Source organism: Bacillus sp. FG16, from assembly GCF_057809515.1.
This window is the reverse complement of sequence record NZ_JBMDKC010000024.1, coordinates 41,555-62,711: the sequence shown is the minus strand read 5'-3', so window position 1 is coordinate 62,711 and position 21,157 is coordinate 41,555. Positions and strand designations below refer to the sequence as shown.

The window sequence follows — 21,157 nt, the reverse complement described above, 5'->3', positions numbered from 1 at the left end:
GGCCCGGTAGGTCCAGTAGCCCCAGTATCACCAGTAGGCCCGGTAGGTCCAGTAGCCCCAGTGTCACCAGTAGGCCCGGTAGGTCCAGTAGCCCCAGTATCACCAGTAGGCCCGGTAGGTCCAGTAGTACCAGTGTCACCAGTAGGCCCGGTAGGTCCAGTAGGCCCGGTAGGTCCAGTAGGCCCGGTAGGCCCAGTAGGCCCGGTAGGTCCAGTCGGAAGGGTAAACGGCGGTATCGGTGGTAATGTTGGTCCTACAAGATTAGGGTCAAATGCACTAGCTGATAAAGATTCATCGGGATTTAATCCATCTGAATAATTATTATTTGACATAAATTCACCTCCATAAAGCGTTCATTATATAGTAGATGCAAAACCGAAAGAAAATGACACGGACATTTGAATTATTGAAAAGAAATCTTAAACTGCTTGAACAATTTAAAAAAATGGAAAGTTTAGTATATGTATAACATATGATTGATTTGGAAGAGGGTGATTATGTTGAACAAGCAAGGGATTACAATTAGTTTATGTATGATTGTTCGGGATGAGGAGGAGACAATAGCTCGTTGTTTAGATACAGTTGAGAAAATTGTGGATGAAATTATAGTAGTTGATACAGGTTCCGTCGATCGAACGAAAGAAATCGTAGAGAAATACACTTCTAACATATATGATTTCCAGTGGATTGATGATTTTGCGGCAGCAAGAAATTTTTCTTTTTCAAAAGCGACGCAAGAGTATATATTGTGGCTAGATGCAGATGACGTATTATTAGAAGATGCTCAAGAAGCATTGAAACTCTTAAAAAGAGAATTAGATCCTAAATTTGATGCTGTTTCGATGCCTTATCATCTTACGATGGATTCTAACGGGAAACCTTTATATTGTACAAAAAGAAATCGTCTTGTAAAGCGTGAAAAACAATTTCAATGGTTTGGAAAGGTTCACGAGTATTTAGCTATTGCTGGTGAGACTTTTAGTAGTAAAGTTGCTATTACACATAAAAAAGAAAAAAAAGTAACAGATCGTAATTTGAAAATTTTTCAAAACACTGTAGCTGCAGGAGAAGAGTTGAGTTCGAGGGATTTATTTTATTACGCAAATGAATCTACAGATAATCAAAAATATGATGATGCAATTCTTCTTTATGAAACATTTCTTAATCAAGACGAAGGATGGTATGAAGAAAAAATTTATGCATGTGGTAAGTTAGGAGATTGCTATGCGAAACTCGGAATGTGGGAGAAGGCAATCGAATCTTGTGTGAAGTCGTTTCGGTATGACGTCCCTAGAGGAGAGAATTGTACAAGAATAGGATATATATATATGGAACAAGAAAAATATAATGAAGCGATATTTTGGTTTAAACTTGCAACGGAAGTACCAATGGCAACTGAAAGTCCTTTCCATAGTCCAGCTAGCTACACATGGCTACCCTATTTACAAATGTGTATTTGTTATAGCAGGTTAGGGGAGCAGGATAAAGCGTATTATTACAATGAATTAGCAGCTTCTTATGTTCCGAATAATGCTGCAATTGAATATAACCGTAAATATTTTCGTGGAGTTTTTGATAAACCATATAAAGTGTAATAGGTTTTGTTTTTTAGAAATGATTTATCGTTATTCTAACTCTAATAGATTGGTTATATATTAGAGTATCAGTAACGTAACCAATATGGATAAAAGATTTTATACTGCTATTTGCGGGCTAATAATCAGTGGGGGATGAACAAAATCTGCACTTTATAGAATTCATATGAGATTTATATTTCAAATTCAAATTGCATAAGGAGTGTGTGAAATGAATCGGGAGAACAGCTCTTTATATGAAGAAAAATCCGAACATTATTATAATGCAGCGAATCCAAATTTATTAAAACATATAAAAAAGGAATGGAAAGAAGTTCTTGATATTGGTTGCTCGAGTGGTGCATTGGGAGCAGCTATTAAAGAAAATGGTACACGTGTATCAGGAGTGGAGGCCTTTCCGGAGGCGGCAGAAAAGGCAAGAGAGAAACTGGATCACGTGATTTTAGGTGATATAGAAACGATGGATCTTCCTTATGAGGAGGGGCAATTTGATTGCGTCATATTTGGAGATGTATTAGAGCATTTATTTAATCCATGGGCTGTGATTGAAAAGGTTAAGCCATATATAAAGCAAAATGGTGTGATTTTAGCTAGTATACCGAATGTTGCTCATATTTCAGTATTAGCGCCTTTACTTGCTGGAAATTGGACGTATACAGAATATGGTTTATTAGATAAAACGCATATTCGTTTTTTTACATTTAATGAAATGCTAAGAATGTTTTTAAAAGCAGGATATGTTATTAGTAAAGTAGATCGTGTATATGTTGATCATAAAATGTATGAGCCGCTTATTGAGGAGTTATATGGAATTTGTAAAAAATATCGTCTTGGAAGTGGCTTCATGGCTGAGACAGTTGTATTTCAGTATATTATTGAAGCTGAAAAATCACAATTATGAGTGGTGCAGACAAAACCATATTATTTGTTACATGTATAAATGATCGGAAATTGTATGCAAACTGCGTGCGACATATATTGCAATTGTTAGTACCTCCAGGGTATATTGTTCAATTTATGCCGATTCGAAATGCGAAAAGTATGACGAGTGGGTACAATCAAGCCATTTCGCATCCAGCGAAGTATAAAGTGTATTTACATCAAGATGTTTTTATTATAAATAGAGCCTTTTTATACGGATTACTTCAATTATTTGAGGAACATGAACACCTTGGTATGATTGGGATGGTCGGAGCGCAATATGTGCCTCCAACTGGTGTATGGAACGAAGGGCGTGGAATTGTAGGAAAAGTCATCGGCTATATGAATGATTTGTTTTATATGGCAAGTTTAGAACAACCGTATCACGAATCAAAAACATTTATTCCTGTAGAATGTATTGACGGTTTATTAATGGCGACACAATATGATGTTCCGTGGCGAGAAGACTTATTTGACGGATTTGACTTTTATGATGTATCTCAATCATTTGAATTTAAAAAAGCAGGATATACAGTCGGTGTACCTGTACAGCGCGATGCTTGGTGTATCCATTATCATTTTGATGTGAATATGACCAACTATGAAAAGCATCGAAAAATATTTGTGGAACACTATATGTCAGATGTAAATAAGGAAGAATAAGGGGGGGGACAAAAATGAAAGATCATACAATATTAGTCGTTGTTTGTGTAAATAATGAAGAGCTTTTCAAACAATGTGAGAGCCAAATAAGAAACATTTTTGTTCCCCCTGGTTATGTCGTGCAAATTTTTCCGATACGAGATGCGCAAAGTATGGCAAGTGCATACAACCGAGCCCTTTCATATCCAGCGAAATACAAAGTGTATATACATCAAGATACATATCTTATTAATCGAGACATGTTTTCTACACTTATATCTCTTTTTAAAGAAAATGAAAAGCTTGGTTTAATAGGAGTCGCTGGGGCTCAGTTTTTACCGAATAACGGGATATGGTGGGAAGGAAAAAATTTAGTAGGGAAAGTGATTGAGTATAGAAAACAGAATTATCAATTATTAAATTTAGATCAGGTTTTTTATGATAATCAACCATTTTTGTCAGTTCAGGCAATTGATGGTTTATTCATGGCAACGCAGTATGATATTCCGTGGCGAGAAGATTTGTTTCAAGGGTTTCACTTTTATGATGTGTCACATTCTTTAGAGTTTCAAAGGGCTGGTTATTTAATCGGTATCCCAAATCAAGCAAATTTATGGTGTATTCATTACAACGGGGATGAGTTTGATGCGGATACATATGAGAAGTACCGGAAAGTGTTTGTAGAACATTACAAAGATATATTATCTCCATCATAAAGGAGAGATGCAGGGTGAAAGGAATTATTTTAGCAGGTGGAACTGGATCGAGATTATATCCAATAACGAAAGTAACGAATAAACATTTACTTCCTGTTGGTCGGTATCCGATGATTTATCATGCGGTATATAAGCTAAAACAATGCGATATTACAGATATTATGATTATTACAGGTAAAGAGCATATGGGGGATGTTGTTAGCTTTTTAGGGAGTGGTCATGAATTTGGCGTGTCCTTTACGTATCGTGTGCAAGATAAAGCGGGCGGAATCGCACAGGCGTTAGGACTTTGTGAAGATTTCGTCGGGAATGATCGTATGGTAGTTATATTAGGGGATAATATTTTTTCAGATGATATTCTTCCGTATGTTGAAGAGTTTGCAAATCAAAAAGAAGGTGCGAAAGTGCTATTGCAATCTGTAGAAGATCCCGAAAGATTTGGCGTAGCACATATTCAAAACCGAAAAATAGTTGAAATTGAAGAAAAGCCGAAAGAGCCGAAAAGTTCTTATGCGGTTACGGGAATTTATTTGTATGATTCAAAAGTCTTTTCTTATATTAAAGAATTAAAACCTTCTGCACGGGGAGAACTTGAAATTACAGATATAAATAATTGGTATTTAAAACGAGGGGTACTTACTTATAATGAAATGAGCGGCTGGTGGACTGATGCGGGAACTCATGCTTCTCTTCAAAAGGCAAATACGTTAGCACGGGATATTAATTTTGGGAAACAGTTTAACGGAGAATAGGTGAGAATATGAAAGTTGTAGAAACAAATTTTACCGATGCAAAATTGTTAGAACCGAGGTTATTTGGAGACGAGCGTGGCTTTTTTTCAGAGAGCTATAATAAGCAGGTGCTAGAAACATTAGGGATAACGTATTCATTTGTACAGGATAACGTATCTTATTCGGCTAAGGCAGGAACGATTCGGGGACTACACTTCCAAAAAAAACCGAAGGCACAAACGAAACTCATTCAAGTTATGCACGGGGCAATTTATGATGTTATCGTTGATTTGCGAAAAGAATCACCAACATTTAAACAATGGAAAGGGTATATTTTAAGTGCAGATAACCATCGACAATTGCTAGTGCCAAAAGGGTTTGCGCATGGATTTTGCACGCTTGTCCCGCATACTATCGTTATGTATAAAGTAGATGAATATTATAGCGCAGAGCATGACTCAGGATTACTTTGGGAAGATAAAGATTTAGCAATTCCTTGGCCAGTAACAGATCCTATATTGTCTGGTAAGGATCAGATATTACCATTACTAGAGGAATATGAAGATAGTTTTTAAGTAGGAGCGTTGTTTATGAATATATTAGTAACAGGTGGGGCTGGATTTATTGGAAGTAATTTCGTTCATTACATGCTACAAAGTTATGAATCATATAAAATTATTAATTACGATGCATTAACATATAGCGGGAATTTAAATAACGTAAAATCTCTTCAGAATCACCCGAATTACTCTTTTGTAAAAGGAGAAATTCAAAATGGAGAGCTATTAGAATACGTTATAAAAGAGCGAGACGTACAAGTGATTGTAAATTTTGCAGCTGAATCACATGTGGACCGTAGTATTGAAAATCCGATTCCTTTTTATGATACAAATGTAATTGGGACGGTCACTTTATTAGAACTAGTTAAAAAATATTCGCATATAAAACTTGTGCAAGTATCAACGGATGAAGTGTATGGCTCTTTAGGGAAAACAGGGAAGTTCACAGAGATAACGCCGTTAGCTCCAAATAGTCCATATTCTTCCAGTAAGGCGAGCGCGGACATGATAGCTTTATCTTACTATAAAACATATCAATTACCGGTTATAGTAACGCGTTGTTCTAACAATTATGGGCCGTACCAGTATCCAGAAAAATTAATTCCGTTAATGGTTACGAATGCACTGGAAGGAAAAAAACTACCGTTATATGGTGATGGTTTAAATGTAAGAGATTGGTTACATGTAACGGATCATTGCAGTGCGATTGACGTTGTTCTGCATAAGGGACGTGTAGGAGAAGTATATAATATAGGTGGAAATAATGAAAAAACAAATGTAGAAGTTGTGGAACAAATTATTACTCTTTTAGGAAAAACAAAAAAAGACATTGAATATGTTACAGATCGTTTAGGGCACGATCGTCGTTATGCGATTGATGCAGAGAAAATGAAGAATGAATTTGATTGGGAACCGAAATATACGTTTGAACAAGGATTACAAGAGACGGTGAAATGGTATGAAAAGAATAAGGAATGGTGGAAACCACTAAAAGACCAGTAAGGGGCATGTTAAATGAAAGAGAGGGTTATCATAACAGGAGCAAACGGTCAATTAGGAAAGCAACTATTTGAAGAGTTAGATTCTGAAGAATATGATATATATCCATTTGATAAAAAGTTATTAGATGTGACAAATATATCCCGAATACAACAAGTGGTACAAGAAATAAAACCACATATAATTATTCATTGTGCTGCCTATACGAAAGTAGATCATGCGGAGAAAGAACAGGATCTTGCATATAGAATAAATGCAATTGGAGCTCGAAATGTAGCGGTTGCTTCACAATTAGTAGGAGCAAAGCTAGTTTATATTAGTACTGATTATGTATTTCAAGGTACCAGACCAGATGGATACGACGAATTTCATAGTCCAGCGCCGATAAATATATATGGAGCCTCTAAGTATGCAGGGGAGCAGTTCGTCAAAGAGTTACATAATAAATATTTTATCGTTCGCACATCGTGGCTATATGGTAAATATGGAAATAATTTCGTGAAAACGATGATGAGATTAGGAAAAGAAAGAGATGAAATATCTGTTGTAGCGGATCAAGTTGGCTCGCCTACGTATGTGGCGGATTTAAATATGGTTATTAATAAGCTCATTCATACTTCTTTATACGGTACATACCACGTATCAAACAGAGGCTCATGCTCTTGGTTTGAATTTGCACAAAAGATATTTTCGTATACAAATATGAAAGTGAATGTATTACCTGTTTCAACGGAAGAATTCGGGGCTGCAGCTGCGAGGCCAAAATATTCTATCTTTCAACATAACATGCTACGATTAAATGGTTTTTTACAAATGCCGTCTTGGGAAGAAGGATTAGAGCGGTTTTTTATAGAAACCAAAAGTCATTAACAAATTTCTGTTAATGACTTTTTTGTTTGCCTTTAAGCGGTTTTATGGTACTATAATTATAGTATCAGGTACTAATAACAAGTATAAGTATTTCTGGGAGGATATATCATGGAACTATTACAAGGGAAAACATTTGTTGTTATGGGCGTTGCGAACCAAAGAAGTATTGCATGGGGAATTGCTCGCTCTTTGCATAATGCAGGTGCAAAATTAATATTCACATATGCAGGAGAACGTTTAGAAAGAAATGTTCGTGAATTAGCGGACACATTAGAAGGACAAGAATCACTTGTATTACCTTGTGATGTAACGAATGATGAGGAACTTACAGCTTGCTTTGAAACAATTAAACAAGAAGTAGGTACTATTCACGGTGTAGCACATTGTATTGCTTTTGCAAATCGCGATGACTTAAAAGGTGAATTTGTAGATACTTCTCGCGATGGATTTTTACTTGCACAAAATATTAGTGCATTCTCTTTAACAGCTGTAGCAAGAGAAGCGAAGAAAGTAATGACAGAAGGCGGAAATATTTTAACATTAACATACCTTGGCGGCGAGCGCGTTGTGAAAAATTATAACGTTATGGGTGTTGCAAAAGCTTCATTAGAAGCGAGCGTGAAATATTTAGCGAACGATTTAGGTCAACATGGTATTCGCGTCAACGCTATTTCTGCAGGACCAATTCGTACGTTATCTGCAAAAGGTGTAGGCGATTTCAACTCAATCTTAAGAGAAATTGAGGAGCGCGCACCACTTCGTCGTACAACAACTCCAGAAGAAGTTGGCGATACAGCAGTATTCCTATTCAGTGATTTAGCACGTGGAGTAACAGGAGAAAACATTCACGTTGATTCAGGGTATCATATCCTAGGATAAATATAATATTAATTTTTAAAGGACAATCTCTAAATGCTGAGATTGTCCTTTTTATTTGTTCTGAGAAAGAACGATTTTTAACGAAAGTTCTTACCACGTGATGAATATAACTATAATAGAACACGATTTATTCAGCTACGTATGGAAGTGGGAGGGACGAGTGTGAAGAATAAAAATAAAAGTTCAACAGTTGGAAAACCGTTGTTATATATTGCACAAGTAAGTTTAGAACTTGCTGCACCGAAAATAAAAAGGATTATCCTGACAAACTTTGAAAATGAAGATCAAAAAGAGCAAAGTAATAGACAAGAAAATATTGTAAGCAGTGCTGTGGAAGAGGTATTAGAGCAAGAACAACAAGAAGAGCAGCAAGTGGAAGAAAAAATAGAAGAAGAGGAAAAAGAAGAACATGCAGAACAAGAAGAACCAGAACCAGTAAGAACTGTCCCGTATAATAAATCATTTAAGGATATGAATAATGATGAAAAAATTCATTTTTTACTAAACCGCCCTCATTACATTCCGAAAGTAAGGTGCAGAATAAAAACAGCTACAGTTTCTTATATTGGATCGATCATATCGTATCGTAATGGCATTGTATCTATTATGCCGCAAAATAGTATGAGAGATATTAGGTTGTCTATAGATGATATCCAATCGATTAGTATGGCCGGCTTTTAAATATGTAAAGGTGGTAGAAAGCTTCTACCACCCCAATAGTTTTTTAGTTTACTTTACGATAGAAACGTCGCGTAAGCATTGAATCGCACAGAAACAGCTTAAATCAACAGTAAGGCAAGTAGTTGTAGATATTAATCTTGCATTTGGTACAGCTAAAAACGTACAAATTGGATCGTCACCAGGTGGTACCGGAGTACCGTCACCTAATACTACAGTTAATACACGTAGCACAGCACAGCTATCATCATCTACGCTTTCCACACGGAAAATTGGAGATCGGCAGCTAGTAAGGCTTGCTGATGGTGCAAATGCTTCAAAAGGTTCTCCAGTTTTTGTGTATAAAATAAAAGGGCGTGTATTTGCTACTGATGCAGTATTATGTGCACCTAAGAATGGGATTTCACAACCAGATCCACATGTTGTTGTAGAACAATCTTGTAATTCATTGATGAATTTTACAACGTCAACTACACAATGAGAAGAGCCATGGTGTTTATTTTCGTTACAACTCATTAATGTCACTCCTTATCTTCTTGTTTGTATTTACATTAATAAGATATTGGAGTCGAGGAGATTTGGTCACAATCTCAAGACCTTTTTTTTTTAAATAGGCGAAAGAGGATAAGGGAAGGTGGAATTATGCTGTTTACAAGCTGGCTTTTATTTTTTATTTTTGCGTTAGCTGCTTTTAGGCTCACTCGTTTAATTGTATATGATAAAATAACAGCCTTTTTGCGAAGACCATTTATTGATGAATTAGAGATTACGGAGCCGGATGGAAGTGTATCAACGTTTACAAAAGTAAAAGGTAATGGATTAAGAAAGTGGATTGGCGAATTATTAAGCTGTTATTGGTGTACAGGTGTATGGGTTAGTGCTTTTTTATTAGTTTTATATAATTGGATTCCTATCGTTGCGGAGCCGTTACTTGCATTATTAGCCATTGCAGGAGCAGCAGCAATCATTGAAACAATTACAGGATATTTTATGGGAGAATAATATATTTTCATAATACGAGAAAAAGCGGAGTTTAAAAGAATGAGGGAACGGAAATAAAGAGTTGTTCATATAGTAAATAGACAGAATTGACAGTAGAGGAGATGTTTGCTGTGAGCAATAATCCAAGGCAGAATTCATATGACCTGCAGCAGTGGTATCATATACAGCAACAACACCAAGCACAACAACAGGCATATCAAGAACAATTACAACAACAAGGATTTGTGAAGAAAAAGGGATGCAATTGTGGGAAAAAGAAGAACACAATAAAACAATATGAAGAATGAAACACTCATGCTACTGTGAGTGTTTTTTATTATATATAAAAAGCGGTATTTCTGTATTAGAAATACCGCTTTTTACTAGCTAATTTGTGCAACTGTTAATGCTGCAGCACGAATGTCTACAGTTCCAATCAACTCAACTGGTACAATTTGAATTAAGTCACCAGGATTTAAGTTAATAAGAATAACCCCACTGGATACGTCTACTTCACCAGTACCAATAACGTTAGAACGAACGGCTGTACCTGATCCAGGAATAATGTTAGCTGGTGTACCTAATGATAAGAAGAAACGACCAGCTTCTGGTGCAGTAGGTACGTTATCAAGACTAATTGTTAATGTATAACTGATTTGATAAATACCAGCTCGTAGAATTCGAATGCCATCTCCGACACTTACTGTATCGTTGATTACAGGAACAGTAATATTTGGATTTGGACTTACGCTAGGTAATAATAGTGGTGTAAATAGTGAAGCGAACTGAGGTGCAGAAGCATTGAAAGCAAAACCAAAGGCAGGTAGTGTACTAGCTGGCTTCGCCTCACAATCAATTTTAGTAAATTCGCAATCAGAAGAGAACATGTTTTTCACTCCTTTATCTGTTTCTACTTTCAGTTAATGAAAAGGACAGGTTCTATGTTCTAGACAAGTTCCCAATTTTAAGAAATTTACATAATAATACTCTTTAAGCATGGATTGGGTGGCAGATAATTCTGCCACCCAATCCATGCTTAAATCAGTATTTAGTTTTATATAGAAACATCGCGTAAGCATTGAATCGCGCAGAAACAACTTAAATCAACAGTCAGACAAGTGGAGGTTGATATTAGTCTTGCATTTGGTACAGCTAAAAACGTACAGATTGGGTCGTCACCAGGTGGTACAGCGGTACCATCACCTAAAACTACAGTTAATACACGCAATACAGCACAGTCATCATCATCTATACTTTCTACGCGGAAAATTGGAGATCGGCAGCTAGTAAGGCTTGAAGATGGTGCAAATGCTTCAAAAGGCTCTCCAGTTTTTGTGTATAAAATAAAAGGACGTGTATTAGCTACTGATGCATTGTTATGTGCACCTAAAAATGGAACTTCGCAACCAGATCCACATGTTGTCGTTGCACATTCTTGCAGTTCATGTATAAAACGAACGACATTCGATACACAGTTGAAATCACACTCATGTTGATGATCTTCATTACAATTGCAGCTCATTATGTTCACTCCTTCTCGTGAGTTCTGACATACACTATTACAATATGAGTGGGATATGGCTGATATTACGTTAATTCTTATGATAAAAACAAGGAATTTATATAGGAGGGATGTACATAACACATTATAAAAAAAAAGACATCCTTATTTAGTGGATGTCTTTTCAGGTAAGTCTTTCCGCACAGTATATAAAAAACGAGATATATCTAATTTCTTTCCTCTGAAAAATTGCGGAGAAGAAATGTACAGTTCTTCTTTCGCACGTGTAATGGCGACATAAAGTAATCGGCGTTCTTCTTCTAATGCTTCAGAAGTTTCCGTAACACGATCATTTGCATCTTTTAAAGAAGAAGTATGCGGCAGGATCCCATCACTCGCTCCAAGTAAAAAGACACATGGAAATTCAAGGCCTTTTGCGTTATGAATTGACATAAGTGAAACGGCATCTTTTTGCGGCATTGTTTTTAATGCTTCCATTTCTTTTTGACCTTGAATCGCTTCGTCAATAAATTGTAAATAAGCTGGAATATCGGTGAAACGAGTTGCAGACTCCATTAATTCTTCCAACATTTCTTCTTGTATGTCTTTATGCATCGTAAAGGAAGAACGATCGTTACTTTGTAAGTACTCTAAATATTTTCCTTTACCATGAATGATTTCTTTTAATGCTTTTTTCGGTTCTAATTCTTTAATAAATTTAATAAAATCAATACGTTCATTTACCTTTTTCACTTGAAAAGGTTTTAAGCTCGGATTTAATAGTAAGAAATGAAGAAGAGAAGGAAAACGGCCTTCACCATATTTCCATTGTTCACGCTCAATAAATGAAATACAATCATCACGTCTGATATACATCGTCGGTAATATGTTTGAAAGTGATTCTAGTCGAAACGGCTCAATCACGAGTCGTAAATGATCTAATACAGGCTTAATTAAAGAATGTTCATAAAATGATTGGCTTGCCCCGTGTTTAATAAACGGGATTTTATGAATGGTAAGTTGATCAAGTAACGAACGACTTACAGAATGTGTGCGATACAGTAAACAAAAATCTTTATAGTTTCGTTCACCGCTATCTACTTTTTCTTGAATGAGCTGTAAAATTTGATTTGCTTCATCAAGAGTTGTAGCAGGTCTTGCATAAAAAGGTTGTACACCTTCCTCACGAACGGAGTATAGCTCTTTATCAAAACGTTCTTGATTTAATTTTATAACTTCATTTCCAAGCCCGACGATAAAGGGATTGGATCGATAATTCGTATTTAGTGCAATGATTGTTGTGTTATCAAATTCTTTTGGAAAAGATAAAATAATTTGGTGACTTGCCCCTCGCCAGCCATAGATAGCTTGATCATCATCACCTGCGATGAACAAATTATTTCTTGGCGTGGCTAACAATTTTACAATTTCATATTGTGCATACGATGTATCTTGAAACTCATCTACTTCAATGTAGTGAAAACGTTGTTGTAATTGAGTTAGTAAAGGAGCATTATTTTCTAACATATAATATGTTTCTAATAAGATGTCATCGAAATCAATATAATTGTATCGTTGTTTTACTTCTTCAAAACGTTCATATACTTCTTTAAATTCTTGCTCCACTGGTGTTTTCGCTTTTACATCTTTCGGACGATTTAATTTGTTTTTCTCAAGTGAAATCATCGCAAGCATCGTTTCCGCATCGTAATCGTCTTTTAAACGCAATTCTTTTAAGATTTTCTTTATCATAATTTGTTTATGTTTTTCATTTGCTAAAATTTGCTGATTATACCCTTGACTACGAAGCAATTTTAAGAAAACAGAGTGGAATGTACCAGCAACAACGTAGCTACTTGCTGCATGATTCATACCTGGTAACTTCGCAACACGACTTCGGATTTCTTCAGCCGCTTTTTGTGTAAATGTAAGTAATAAAATATTTCGTGGATGAACTTGTTTTACATTTACTAAATAACCAACGCGAGTTGTTAAAACAGATGTTTTCCCGCTTCCAGCACCAGCTAGTGTGAGAACAGGACCTTCGGTTGTGCGCACGGCTTCTAATTGTTTTTCGTTTAAAAAAACATTTTGTTGTTCGAGAGCGCGGAAATAAGCCGCATCTACATCTTCTTCCATAATTAAATGGGTAGATGTTTTCGGAATATGATATGTCGCACGCGGAATATCAGCGTGTGTTAACGATTTTTGTGAAAATTTTTCTTGTGTCATATGTTCACCTTCAAAACTATAGCATCAACATTTAACTTTAGCGGAAGAAAAAGAAAATAGCAATGTAAAAAACAGGAGGGGTCACCTCCTGCTTTCAAATTACAATTCTTTTATCATTACGACGTGCGAGATATTTGCTTCCATAAATACATCAGAACTCGTTACATATCCAAGTTTTTTATAGAAATCTTCAGCATGTGTTTGAGCATGAAGTTTCAATTTTGGTAGCGAATTTTCTTTTGCATACGCTTCAAGCGCATCCATAACAATTTTTCCGATGCCTTTTTTTCGATGGGAACCTAGCACGCAAATGCGTTCCATTTTTCCGATACCATCAAGGGTGCGAAAACGTCCAGCACCAACTGGAACATCATTGTCATATATAACAACGTGTGTTGAAGTTTCTTCAAACTCATCGTACTCTTCTTCAGCAGAGACACGTTGTTCATTTACAAACACTTGTTTACGTACAGAGAATGCATCTCTTAGTTGTTCGTCCGTTTGTACAATCTGTGCGTGCAAATTAGTTGTTCTCCTTTCCAAGGTGGAATGTTTCGTGTACAGTCCATGTTCCATTTTCTAATTGATATAGAAGATGGAAACGATCAATTGGTTGTTCATAATAGAAATCTTTCATACGTAATCGACCTAATACATCAGCATGCTCTGCATCTGATAAGCCTTGTCCGATTGTTAAGTGAGGTACGAAAGCATATTCGCGTTCTTGCGTGAATAACCCGCCATGCATTTCTTCATTTAAGAAAGTAAGTTCAGGTGTTTTTTCTACTTTAAAATAAAGGACGTTATTAACAGGTGCGAATGAACCAACTTTCCCAACATGAAGGGTGAAAGGGTTCGTTTTACCTGCGATTGTATGTAGCTCGTTTACAATCGATTCTAATTGTTCATCTTGCGTCTCAAAGGGTGTTTTCAATGTAATATGTGGCGGAACTAATGCGTAGTGCGGGTCATAACGCTTACGCAATCCGTTCGCTTTATCTTGAATCATTTTAGATGGAAAAATTACAATGCCTAATTTCATGTTCCAATTCCTCCCTTTGTAAGTCTAGTTAGATTTTGAGATAAATAAATCTCTTTATCTATTATATCAAATTATTCTGAATACTGCTCTCTATTATTTCATTGATAGAATATGAGAGAAGGCTTTCGGTAAATCAGTTTGCCAATATTTCCAAGTATGATTACCTTCAAACTCCTCGTAATGCGTGATGAAATTTCTATTTATAAGAAGCGTATTTAACTCACGGTTCGGTTCTACGAAATCAGATACTTGTCCATCAGTACGTTTTACAGCCGTTTCTTCTGTGCCAATGACGTGATACAGTTCTAATGCTTGTGGATCTTTGAAGTCTTTTGCTAAGTTCATCACTGTCTCATCCACAAATGGTGATTGCATAACGACTTTACCGAATGTATGCGGATACATAAGTGCAGTCATAAAGGAAACTGTTCCGCCAAGAGAATCACCAATTAAAACACGACCTTTTCCCATTTGATACGTTGGATAATTTTCATCAATATACGGTGCAAGTTCATGAGCAAGGAAACGAATATATGCAGCATTTTTTACTTCATTTGGGAAATATTTTTCTTTACGATCATGTACATTTTTATATGGAATACCGACAATAATTGTACGGTCAATTTCTTCAGTTTCACGAAGGCGCTCAATTACACGGTGCGCTTTACCGAGCTGAAAATAATCTCTACCATCTTGTGCAATTACAACTGTATGTTTGTGCAGTGGTGTGTAATTTACTGGTAAATAAACGAGAAGAGTAACGTCTTCTTGAAGCGATGCGCTATAAAATGAAATTTCTTCAATTCTCCCTATTGTTTGACTCATGTAGATCCCCCTAAATAAAAATTTACTGTAACGATTGTAAGAGCGACGCTTGTAGTGAAAAAGGAAATAATTATTCACTAATTGGTGCCTTAATTTCTATTTTACCATAATGGTACGAAGAATCTAAAAAATTAGTATTTAAGTTATGAAAGAAAACGGATATAATGAAGTGGGATTTTTGACAGGTGAGAGGGGAGACAGGGTTTGAAACAAGAAAAATCAATCGCACTACCATTAGCTATTTCTATAATTGCCATTTCCTTTGCAGCAGTTTTTGTAAAGATGTCCTCAGCACCATCTTCAATATTAAGTATGTACCGCTTATGGATTATCGTACTTATTATGCTGCCTATCGTATGGAAAAAAAGAGAGGAATTTAATAGGATCCAAATGAAAGATTGGGGCTTTTTAATTGGATCTGGTTTCTTTTTAGCACTTCATTTTCTTTTATGGTTTGAATCTTTAAAGCATACAACAGTTGCTAGTTCAACAATTATTTTGGCACTTCAACCGATCGTATCTTTAGTTGGAGGTTTTTTTCTGTTTAAAGAAAGAACAACATATTCAGCCATTGCAACGATGGGAATCGCTATTCTAGGCGTAATGTGCATTGGTTGGGGAGATTTAGGTTTAAGTAAGCAAGCAATTTATGGAGACATATTATCCTTTCTAAGTGTAATAGCAGTTGTCGGTTATTTATTTATCGGGCAAACGACAGTAAAGAAAGTATCACACTGGATTTATAGCTTTACAGTCTTTGCATTCGCAGGTCTTTTTATGGGGATTTATAATGTCATATTGCAAGTACCCTTTACAGGTTATACGAAGTGGGATTGGACCGTTTTTCTTTTACTTGCGGTTGTGCCGACAGTGTCACATGTAATTAATAACTGGCTATTAAATTATGTAAATGCAACGACAATTTCAATGAGTATTTTAGGAGAACCTGTTGGAGCATCTATACTTGCGTTCTTCTTACTTGGAGAAAAATTAAACGCAATGCAAATTATCGGTAGCATGCTCGTATTGTTTGGTGTATCTGTTTTCTTATTACAGCAACAAAAGCGAACATCAAAAAATGTCGTAAACGAGCCGGTGTATACACAGGAATTATAGTGTTAGGGGAGAAAAGGGAAGTTGTGATACTTCTCTTTTTGTTTTATAGAAATACGGGCGTAGAAGGGGGAGGGAAATGGCAGAGATATTAAAGAAGTATATGAAGAATCTTACAACATTAAGTGAAGAAGAGCAGCAAATGATCCTCAGTGAATTACAAATTGAAGAATATAAAAAAGGAACAGTGCTCCTAAGACAAGGAAATGTTCCGTTAAAATGTTATTTTGTATTAAAAGGATGCGTTAGGCAACATAGTATAGATGAAGCAGGGAAAGAAGTTACATCAAATTTTTATACAGAAGAACAGGCAATTTCGAATTTCAACCATCATAAACAAGATAAATCTTCATCATATACGTTAACGTGTTTAGAAGATTGTATTGTAGTTGTTGGTGATCTACATAGTGAAAAGGACATGTATAATAAGTATTCACAATTAGAAGAAATGACGCGTAAAATGATCGAGTACAATTTCGGTGAAGTACAAGATGAACTTGCTGTATTTATCTCATCGACACCAGAAGAACGATATAAAACATTGTTACGAAAACGCCCGTATTTAATTAATCGCGTTCCACAATATCAGCTAGCAAGCTATCTTGGCATGACACCAGAATCATTAAGTAGAATTAAGAAACGGCTTAATTAGAGTGTTTACCACCTTTCAATAGTAGCCATATCGCAAGTCCTAATTCACCTGCAATCATAGGTAATTGGAATAGTGATTGTATGATTGAAATCATTGTATCGTATTGTGTAAACATTGTATTCATGACGTGAATTAGCATATAACCGGTAGCAGCAATGAACAGCAGTATACTAATAAACTTTGGTATCTGTTTAGAGAGAAAAGTTACATATCCTAAAACGAAAAGATGCAATCCAAAAATAATCAATCCTACAGACCAAATGTATTCGAATGCACTGAGAAACAACATCGTATATGTTTCTGGATTCGCAATTGTATTTTTTGAAAGCAACAATGCCAATATTAGATTGAATATAGCAATCCCAAGTATAGCTGTATACATAAGACGAAGCCAAGCTGCTAGTAATGAGAGGCTAGTATGAATTGGTTTTAGAAAGAAATAAAGAGCCCATGCGGCGACAATATCAGTAATAAAAATGGTAATCCACCCGAAGATTTCTGCTTTGAAAAGTGAATTTGAAGTTTGGATATTATGGAATGTTGTACTCGCATCTCCTTGTATAACGAGATTTCCATGAACAAAACCGTAAGAAAAAAATGCAATGAATGCCATAACAAGAAGAGAGGTACCAGCAAATAAGGCGTACTTTCGTTCAGTCATAATACGTCCTCCTTTTCTAATATTGTTTTCATTGTAATAGGGAAGAGGAGGAGATTCATTGACTTAAATCAAGAGGGGGAAAGTTTAGTGGAATTTCCATCAAAAAAAGATGTATGGTTATATCCGATTTTTTTGTTGTCATAGGAGCGTGTTTTGCTCCTATATTTGCAGAGAGAGAATATTTTCTTTTATTTTTTACGATTCCGTTAGCCATAGTATTTATTTTTGGGTGGTTTTCAACCAAATATATTGTGGAAGAGGAAATGATTATCATTAGGTCAGGTTTTATTAAAAAACGTATTTTTATACGAGATATAAAACAAATTTCAAATACGAAAAATCCAATAGCAGCTCATGCTCTATCATTCGATCGACTTGAAATTGTTTACGATACACATAAAACAGAAATTATTTCTCCAAGAAATAAAGAACAATTTATTAATCTTGTAAAAAGTAAAAACTCAAATATTGAAATCAAGTAAAAGAGTGGCTACGAAGCCACTCTTTTACTTTGGATTTGTCATATAAGGTTGTACATGAATGACACATAGGTCACGGAATTTGCCTTCAGCAGTTGTGACAATTACGACTGCTCTACCTGCACTTTTTCCAGTAATCGTCACGGTGTCACCTTTTGGATATATGGTGATGATATCAGAATTCATATTTGACCAAATAAGCTCTTTATTTGTTGCTTGTATTGGCAAAATGGAAGCTGATAAAACAATATTTTGTCCCGTTTTTATTTTTAATTTATGCTTTTCCATATGAACACCGATGACTGAAATAACAGAAGGAGCAATTGAAATTTTAGGCGGGTTAGGTTGCATGTTTAAACAAGACGCAGAAGTATTTGTGATAGGTGAAAATTTTCGTGTTTGTTGTTGCTGGAAAGCTGCTAACATATTGGAGTCCCCTTTCTGTATAAGTGCTGATATTCATACTATAAAGGAGTAGTGTTATGTTAAATTTAACGAAACATAAAGAATTTGTTAAATTTGATAAGAAGATTGTCGAACTGTAAAAAGCTCTGCTGTTACGATAACAGCAGAGCTTTTTTTATAAATTATGACGATGTTGTTTTTCGAAATCCTCAAATTGCTCTTCAACTTCTTTTGAAGGTTGTGTTAGTAAACTAACAACTATGATTACTAGTAAACTAATAGTGAAACCAGGAATCATTTCGTATAAGAATTTTGTTAAGAATTCAAACTGAGTCCAGATAATAACAGTAGCGGCACCGGAAATCATACCGGCAAGTGCGCCCCACTTCGTCATACGTTTCCAATATAAGCTTAATAAAATAGCAGGTCCGAATGAAGAACCAAATCCAGCCCAAGCGTATCCAACAAGAGCTAAAATCGTATCATTTTGTTTAAGCGCTAATGCGCACCCAACTAATGCAATAACAAGTACAGCCATACGACCGACAAATACAAGTTCTTTATCAGATGCAGAACGTTTAAAGAATGTACGATATAAATCTTCAGTTACAGCACTAGAAGTAACGAGTAGCTGAGATGAAATTGTACTCATAATCGCTGCTAGAATGGCCGCTAATAAAAATCCAGTAATAAGTGGATGGAATAAAATTTTCCCAAGTTCAAGGAAAATTGTCTCTGGATTAGATAATGTCAACTCTTGTTGTGAATAGTATGCAATACCGATCAGACCGGTAAACATAGCTCCGACAACAGAGAAAATCATCCAGCTCATACCAATTCGTCGTGCACTTTTAATTTCTTTTACAGAAGAAATCGCCATAAAGCGTACGATAATATGAGGTTGTCCAACATAACCAAGGCCCCATGCGAATAATGAAATAATTCCTAATACAGAAGTGCCTTTAAAAATATCTAATAATGTTGGATCAATCGATTTAATTGTACTAAATGCAGGACCAAGTCCATTTACATTCATAATTGTAACGGTAGGAACAAGAATAAGAGCAACTACCATAATGATTCCTTGCACGAAGTCTGTCCAACTTACTGCTAAGAAACCACCAAATAATGTGTAAGCGACAACAACGCCTGCTACAATGAATAATCCAACATGATAGTTCATGCCAAATGAATTTTCAAATAATACAGCGCCTGAAACTAATCCTGAAGCTACATAAAAAGTAAAGAAAATCATAATAACAAGTCCGGATACTAAGCGTAGCATATGAAATTTGTCGTGGAAACGGTGTTCCAAAAATTCTGGAATAGTAATAGAGTTGTTTGCAATTTCTGAGTAGGTACGTAAGCGAGGAGCAACATAAAGCCAGTTTGCGTATGCGCCTAGTGTTAGGCCGATCGCAATCCAACTACTACTTAATCCAACGCTAAACATTGCACCGGGTAATCCCATTAAAAGCCAACCACTCATATCGGATGCTCCAGCACTTAATGCTGTTACTGCGGGGCCTAGTGTACGCCCGCCAAGCATATAATCTGTTAAGTTGGACGTTCGTTTGTAGGCGAAATAGCCGATTACTAACATCCCGAGCATGTAAATAGAGATAGAAGTTAAAGTTAACATCTGCGTACTCATGTAGTTCCCCTTTCTTTTGTCAGGTCTTTTGATGCGTTATGCATATTTATCCCGCATAAACGGGCAGTAAAACTCCCACCTTAAAATTGGCTGGGCAAGGAAGTTAGGTGGGAGATCAACTGTCCGTAAATGCCCGATTGGTTCAACTAATAATCAGTGGGGATGAACACCCCCCCACTGATTAAAGTTTCACTTTATAATCTATCATGATTATTCTGAAAAATCCATATAGAAATACGAATTTTCAGAAATGTAAGCGTTTTTTGATGTCATTTTACTTTTTTAATATATAATATTCATACAAAAAACCTTATTTTTAATAGAGTATTTATTATATTTACATAAAAAGAGGTTGTTTTGTCAATATAATATTGAAAGGAAAGAAAAATAAAATTTTTAAAAAAGTATTGACTTGTGAAAAAAGTCAGGTCTATAATGAGTGCAACTTAAAAAAATGCAAGCGTTGATGAAGAAGAGTACACATGATGAACATGTCAGAGAGCTGATGGTTGGTGCGAATCAGTATGGAATTGATGTGGAATGGGCTTCGGAGCTTCCAAACCGAAACGAAAGAAGTAGGCTTTGGCGACATGATCTCATCGATACAAGAGACACGTATTGTTTTTGATACGGTAAAGTGCGTTACATTTGTAACGAATTAAGGTGGCACCACGGGAGTACCCGTCCTTTCTATAGGATGAGTACTCCCTTTTTGTGTATAAAAAATTAAATAAATGAAATCGTTTAAGTAAGAAGAGTACGTATATTGGAGACGTTACAGAGAGCCGGGAATAGGTGGGAGCCCGGTACGGTGCCATATACGGAATGGGCTTACGAGAGGTATGCTGAACAATTATTTTCAGTAGGCAACCCGGGTTCCGCCGTTACAAGGATAAGGTATAAAATTTGTACCTGAACAAAGCGGGATGCTTTTGCATCCAACACGAGGTGGTACCGCGGTATATTTATCGTCCTCTACATATTTTTGATATGTAGGGGACTTTTTTATTTTTCAGAGTGA

Annotated in this window: 24 protein-coding genes, 2 pseudogenes and 2 other annotated features; of the genes and pseudogenes, 15 read left to right on the top strand and 11 right to left on the bottom strand. The window is 35.8% G+C overall.

The window, feature by feature from the left end:
* A pseudogene (bclA, locus tag ACODS7_RS11570) lies at positions 1 to 332 on the bottom strand (collagen-like exosporium glycoprotein BclA); the annotation flags it as partial.
* Positions 333 to 497: 165 nt separating this feature from the next.
* Here bclA and ACODS7_RS11565 point away from each other — a divergent pair.
* The 10 genes from ACODS7_RS11565 to ACODS7_RS11520 all read left to right on the top strand — a co-directional run bounded on the left by ACODS7_RS11565 (position 498) and on the right by ACODS7_RS11520 (position 8,594).
* Positions 498 to 1,595, top strand: coding sequence for a glycosyltransferase (locus ACODS7_RS11565; protein WP_098628948.1), 1,098 nt, complete (start codon positions 498 to 500; stop codon positions 1,593 to 1,595).
* Positions 1,596 to 1,806: 211 nt separating this feature from the next.
* On the top strand, positions 1,807 to 2,496 hold the full coding sequence (locus ACODS7_RS11560; RefSeq protein WP_016082453.1) for a class I SAM-dependent methyltransferase: 690 nt from the start codon (positions 1,807 to 1,809) through the stop codon (positions 2,494 to 2,496).
* Entirely contained in the window at positions 2,493 to 3,179 is a 687-nt protein-coding gene (locus ACODS7_RS11555) for a glycosyltransferase family protein (protein WP_016082452.1), read from the top strand. The genes ACODS7_RS11560 and ACODS7_RS11555 overlap by 4 nt, the downstream gene beginning before the upstream one ends.
* 14 nt (positions 3,180 to 3,193) lie before the next feature.
* A complete protein-coding gene (locus ACODS7_RS11550; RefSeq protein ID WP_016082451.1) occupies positions 3,194 to 3,874 on the top strand; it encodes a glycosyltransferase family protein in 681 nt (226 codons plus the stop codon).
* Positions 3,875 to 3,888: 14 nt separating this feature from the next.
* Entirely contained in the window at positions 3,889 to 4,626 is a 738-nt protein-coding gene (locus tag ACODS7_RS11545; protein ID WP_000676160.1) for a sugar phosphate nucleotidyltransferase, read from the top strand.
* An 8-nt stretch (positions 4,627 to 4,634) separates the two neighbouring features.
* Positions 4,635 to 5,180, top strand: a complete 546-nt coding sequence (rfbC, locus tag ACODS7_RS11540) for a dTDP-4-dehydrorhamnose 3,5-epimerase (protein ID WP_050842875.1) — start codon at positions 4,635 to 4,637, stop codon at positions 5,178 to 5,180.
* A 15-nt stretch (positions 5,181 to 5,195) separates the two neighbouring features.
* Entirely contained in the window at positions 5,196 to 6,167 is a 972-nt protein-coding gene (gene rfbB, locus ACODS7_RS11535) for a dTDP-glucose 4,6-dehydratase (protein WP_050842877.1), read from the top strand.
* A gap of 12 nt (positions 6,168 to 6,179) precedes the next feature.
* Positions 6,180 to 7,034, top strand: a complete 855-nt coding sequence (gene rfbD, locus ACODS7_RS11530; RefSeq protein WP_016082448.1) for a dTDP-4-dehydrorhamnose reductase — start codon at positions 6,180 to 6,182, stop codon at positions 7,032 to 7,034.
* 108 nt (positions 7,035 to 7,142) lie between these two features.
* Positions 7,143 to 7,913 carry an enoyl-ACP reductase FabI gene (fabI, locus tag ACODS7_RS11525; protein WP_000421885.1) on the top strand — a complete coding sequence of 257 codons (771 nt, stop codon included), beginning with the start codon at positions 7,143 to 7,145 and terminating at the stop codon, positions 7,911 to 7,913.
* A gap of 141 nt (positions 7,914 to 8,054) precedes the next feature.
* Positions 8,055 to 8,594, top strand: a complete 540-nt coding sequence (locus ACODS7_RS11520; protein WP_098628947.1) for a spore coat CotO family protein — start codon at positions 8,055 to 8,057, stop codon at positions 8,592 to 8,594.
* Positions 8,595 to 8,642: 48 nt separating this feature from the next.
* Here the strand turns inward: ACODS7_RS11520 and exsY are convergent, their stop codons facing one another.
* Positions 8,643 to 9,107, bottom strand: a complete 465-nt coding sequence (gene exsY, locus ACODS7_RS11515; RefSeq protein WP_001277739.1) for an exosporium assembly protein ExsY — start codon at positions 9,105 to 9,107, stop codon at positions 8,643 to 8,645.
* A 126-nt stretch (positions 9,108 to 9,233) separates the two neighbouring features.
* Between exsY and ACODS7_RS11510 the strand changes: the two genes are divergently transcribed.
* Together ACODS7_RS11510 and ACODS7_RS11505 are read left to right on the top strand one after the other, a co-directional pair.
* Positions 9,234 to 9,593, top strand: coding sequence for a DUF1360 domain-containing protein (locus ACODS7_RS11510; RefSeq protein WP_000899664.1), 360 nt, complete (start codon positions 9,234 to 9,236; stop codon positions 9,591 to 9,593).
* A gap of 101 nt (positions 9,594 to 9,694) precedes the next feature.
* Entirely contained in the window at positions 9,695 to 9,880 is a 186-nt protein-coding gene (locus ACODS7_RS11505) for a hypothetical protein (RefSeq protein WP_029948404.1), read from the top strand.
* 75 nt (positions 9,881 to 9,955) lie between these two features.
* Here ACODS7_RS11505 and exsF read toward each other — a convergent pair whose 3' ends face one another.
* From exsF to ACODS7_RS11475, 6 genes are all read right to left on the bottom strand, one after another.
* Entirely contained in the window at positions 9,956 to 10,459 is a 504-nt protein-coding gene (exsF, locus tag ACODS7_RS11500) for an exosporium protein ExsF (protein WP_016082446.1), read from the bottom strand.
* Positions 10,460 to 10,626: 167 nt separating this feature from the next.
* Complete coding sequence (gene cotY / locus ACODS7_RS11495) at positions 10,627 to 11,094, bottom strand: spore coat protein CotY (RefSeq protein ID WP_016082445.1); 468 nt, start codon at positions 11,092 to 11,094, stop codon at positions 10,627 to 10,629.
* Between the two features lie 144 nt (positions 11,095 to 11,238).
* Positions 11,239 to 13,305 carry an ATP-dependent helicase gene (locus ACODS7_RS11490; protein WP_243168305.1) on the bottom strand — a complete coding sequence of 689 codons (2,067 nt, stop codon included), beginning with the start codon at positions 13,303 to 13,305 and terminating at the stop codon, positions 11,239 to 11,241.
* Positions 13,306 to 13,404: 99 nt separating this feature from the next.
* Positions 13,405 to 13,827: a GNAT family N-acetyltransferase gene (locus ACODS7_RS11485; protein ID WP_098628944.1), complete on the bottom strand. Its 423-nt coding sequence runs from the start codon at positions 13,825 to 13,827 to the stop codon at positions 13,405 to 13,407.
* Between the two features lies 1 nt (position 13,828).
* Complete coding sequence (locus tag ACODS7_RS11480) at positions 13,829 to 14,347, bottom strand: YjcG family protein (RefSeq protein ID WP_016082443.1); 519 nt, start codon at positions 14,345 to 14,347, stop codon at positions 13,829 to 13,831.
* 93 nt (positions 14,348 to 14,440) lie between these two features.
* A complete protein-coding gene (locus ACODS7_RS11475; protein WP_043937644.1) occupies positions 14,441 to 15,172 on the bottom strand; it encodes an alpha/beta hydrolase in 732 nt (243 codons plus the stop codon).
* A 204-nt stretch (positions 15,173 to 15,376) separates the two neighbouring features.
* Between ACODS7_RS11475 and ACODS7_RS11470 the strand changes: the two genes are divergently transcribed.
* Positions 15,377 to 16,288 (top strand): DMT family transporter, encoded by a 912-nt coding sequence (locus ACODS7_RS11470; protein WP_016082441.1) that lies wholly within the window; start codon positions 15,377 to 15,379, stop codon positions 16,286 to 16,288.
* A 76-nt stretch (positions 16,289 to 16,364) separates the two neighbouring features.
* Complete coding sequence (locus tag ACODS7_RS11465) at positions 16,365 to 16,937, top strand: Crp/Fnr family transcriptional regulator (RefSeq protein ID WP_016082440.1); 573 nt, start codon at positions 16,365 to 16,367, stop codon at positions 16,935 to 16,937.
* On the opposite strand, the gene ACODS7_RS11460 is transcribed toward ACODS7_RS11465, so the two are convergent.
* Positions 16,930 to 17,598: a DUF4386 domain-containing protein gene (locus ACODS7_RS11460; RefSeq protein WP_048564880.1), complete on the bottom strand. Its 669-nt coding sequence runs from the start codon at positions 17,596 to 17,598 to the stop codon at positions 16,930 to 16,932. The genes ACODS7_RS11465 and ACODS7_RS11460 overlap by 8 nt on opposite strands.
* 87 nt (positions 17,599 to 17,685) lie before the next feature.
* Here ACODS7_RS11460 and ACODS7_RS11455 point away from each other — a divergent pair.
* Positions 17,686 to 18,080 (top strand): annotated as a pseudogene (locus ACODS7_RS11455) (PH domain-containing protein).
* 24 nt (positions 18,081 to 18,104) lie between these two features.
* Here the strand turns inward: ACODS7_RS11455 and ACODS7_RS11450 are convergent.
* Both ACODS7_RS11450 and putP read right to left on the bottom strand, forming a co-directional pair.
* Positions 18,105 to 18,503 carry an Ig-like domain-containing protein gene (locus ACODS7_RS11450; protein ID WP_000878735.1) on the bottom strand — a complete coding sequence of 133 codons (399 nt, stop codon included), beginning with the start codon at positions 18,501 to 18,503 and terminating at the stop codon, positions 18,105 to 18,107.
* 154 nt (positions 18,504 to 18,657) lie between these two features.
* Positions 18,658 to 20,136 (bottom strand): sodium/proline symporter PutP, encoded by a 1,479-nt coding sequence (gene putP, locus ACODS7_RS11445; protein ID WP_243168306.1) that lies wholly within the window; start codon positions 20,134 to 20,136, stop codon positions 18,658 to 18,660.
* A 454-nt stretch (positions 20,137 to 20,590) separates the two neighbouring features.
* Positions 20,591 to 20,828 (top strand) — a binding site (T-box leader).
* Positions 20,829 to 20,870: 42 nt separating this feature from the next.
* Positions 20,871 to 21,115, top strand: a binding site (T-box leader).
* The last annotated feature ends 42 nt before the right edge of the window (positions 21,116 to 21,157 follow it).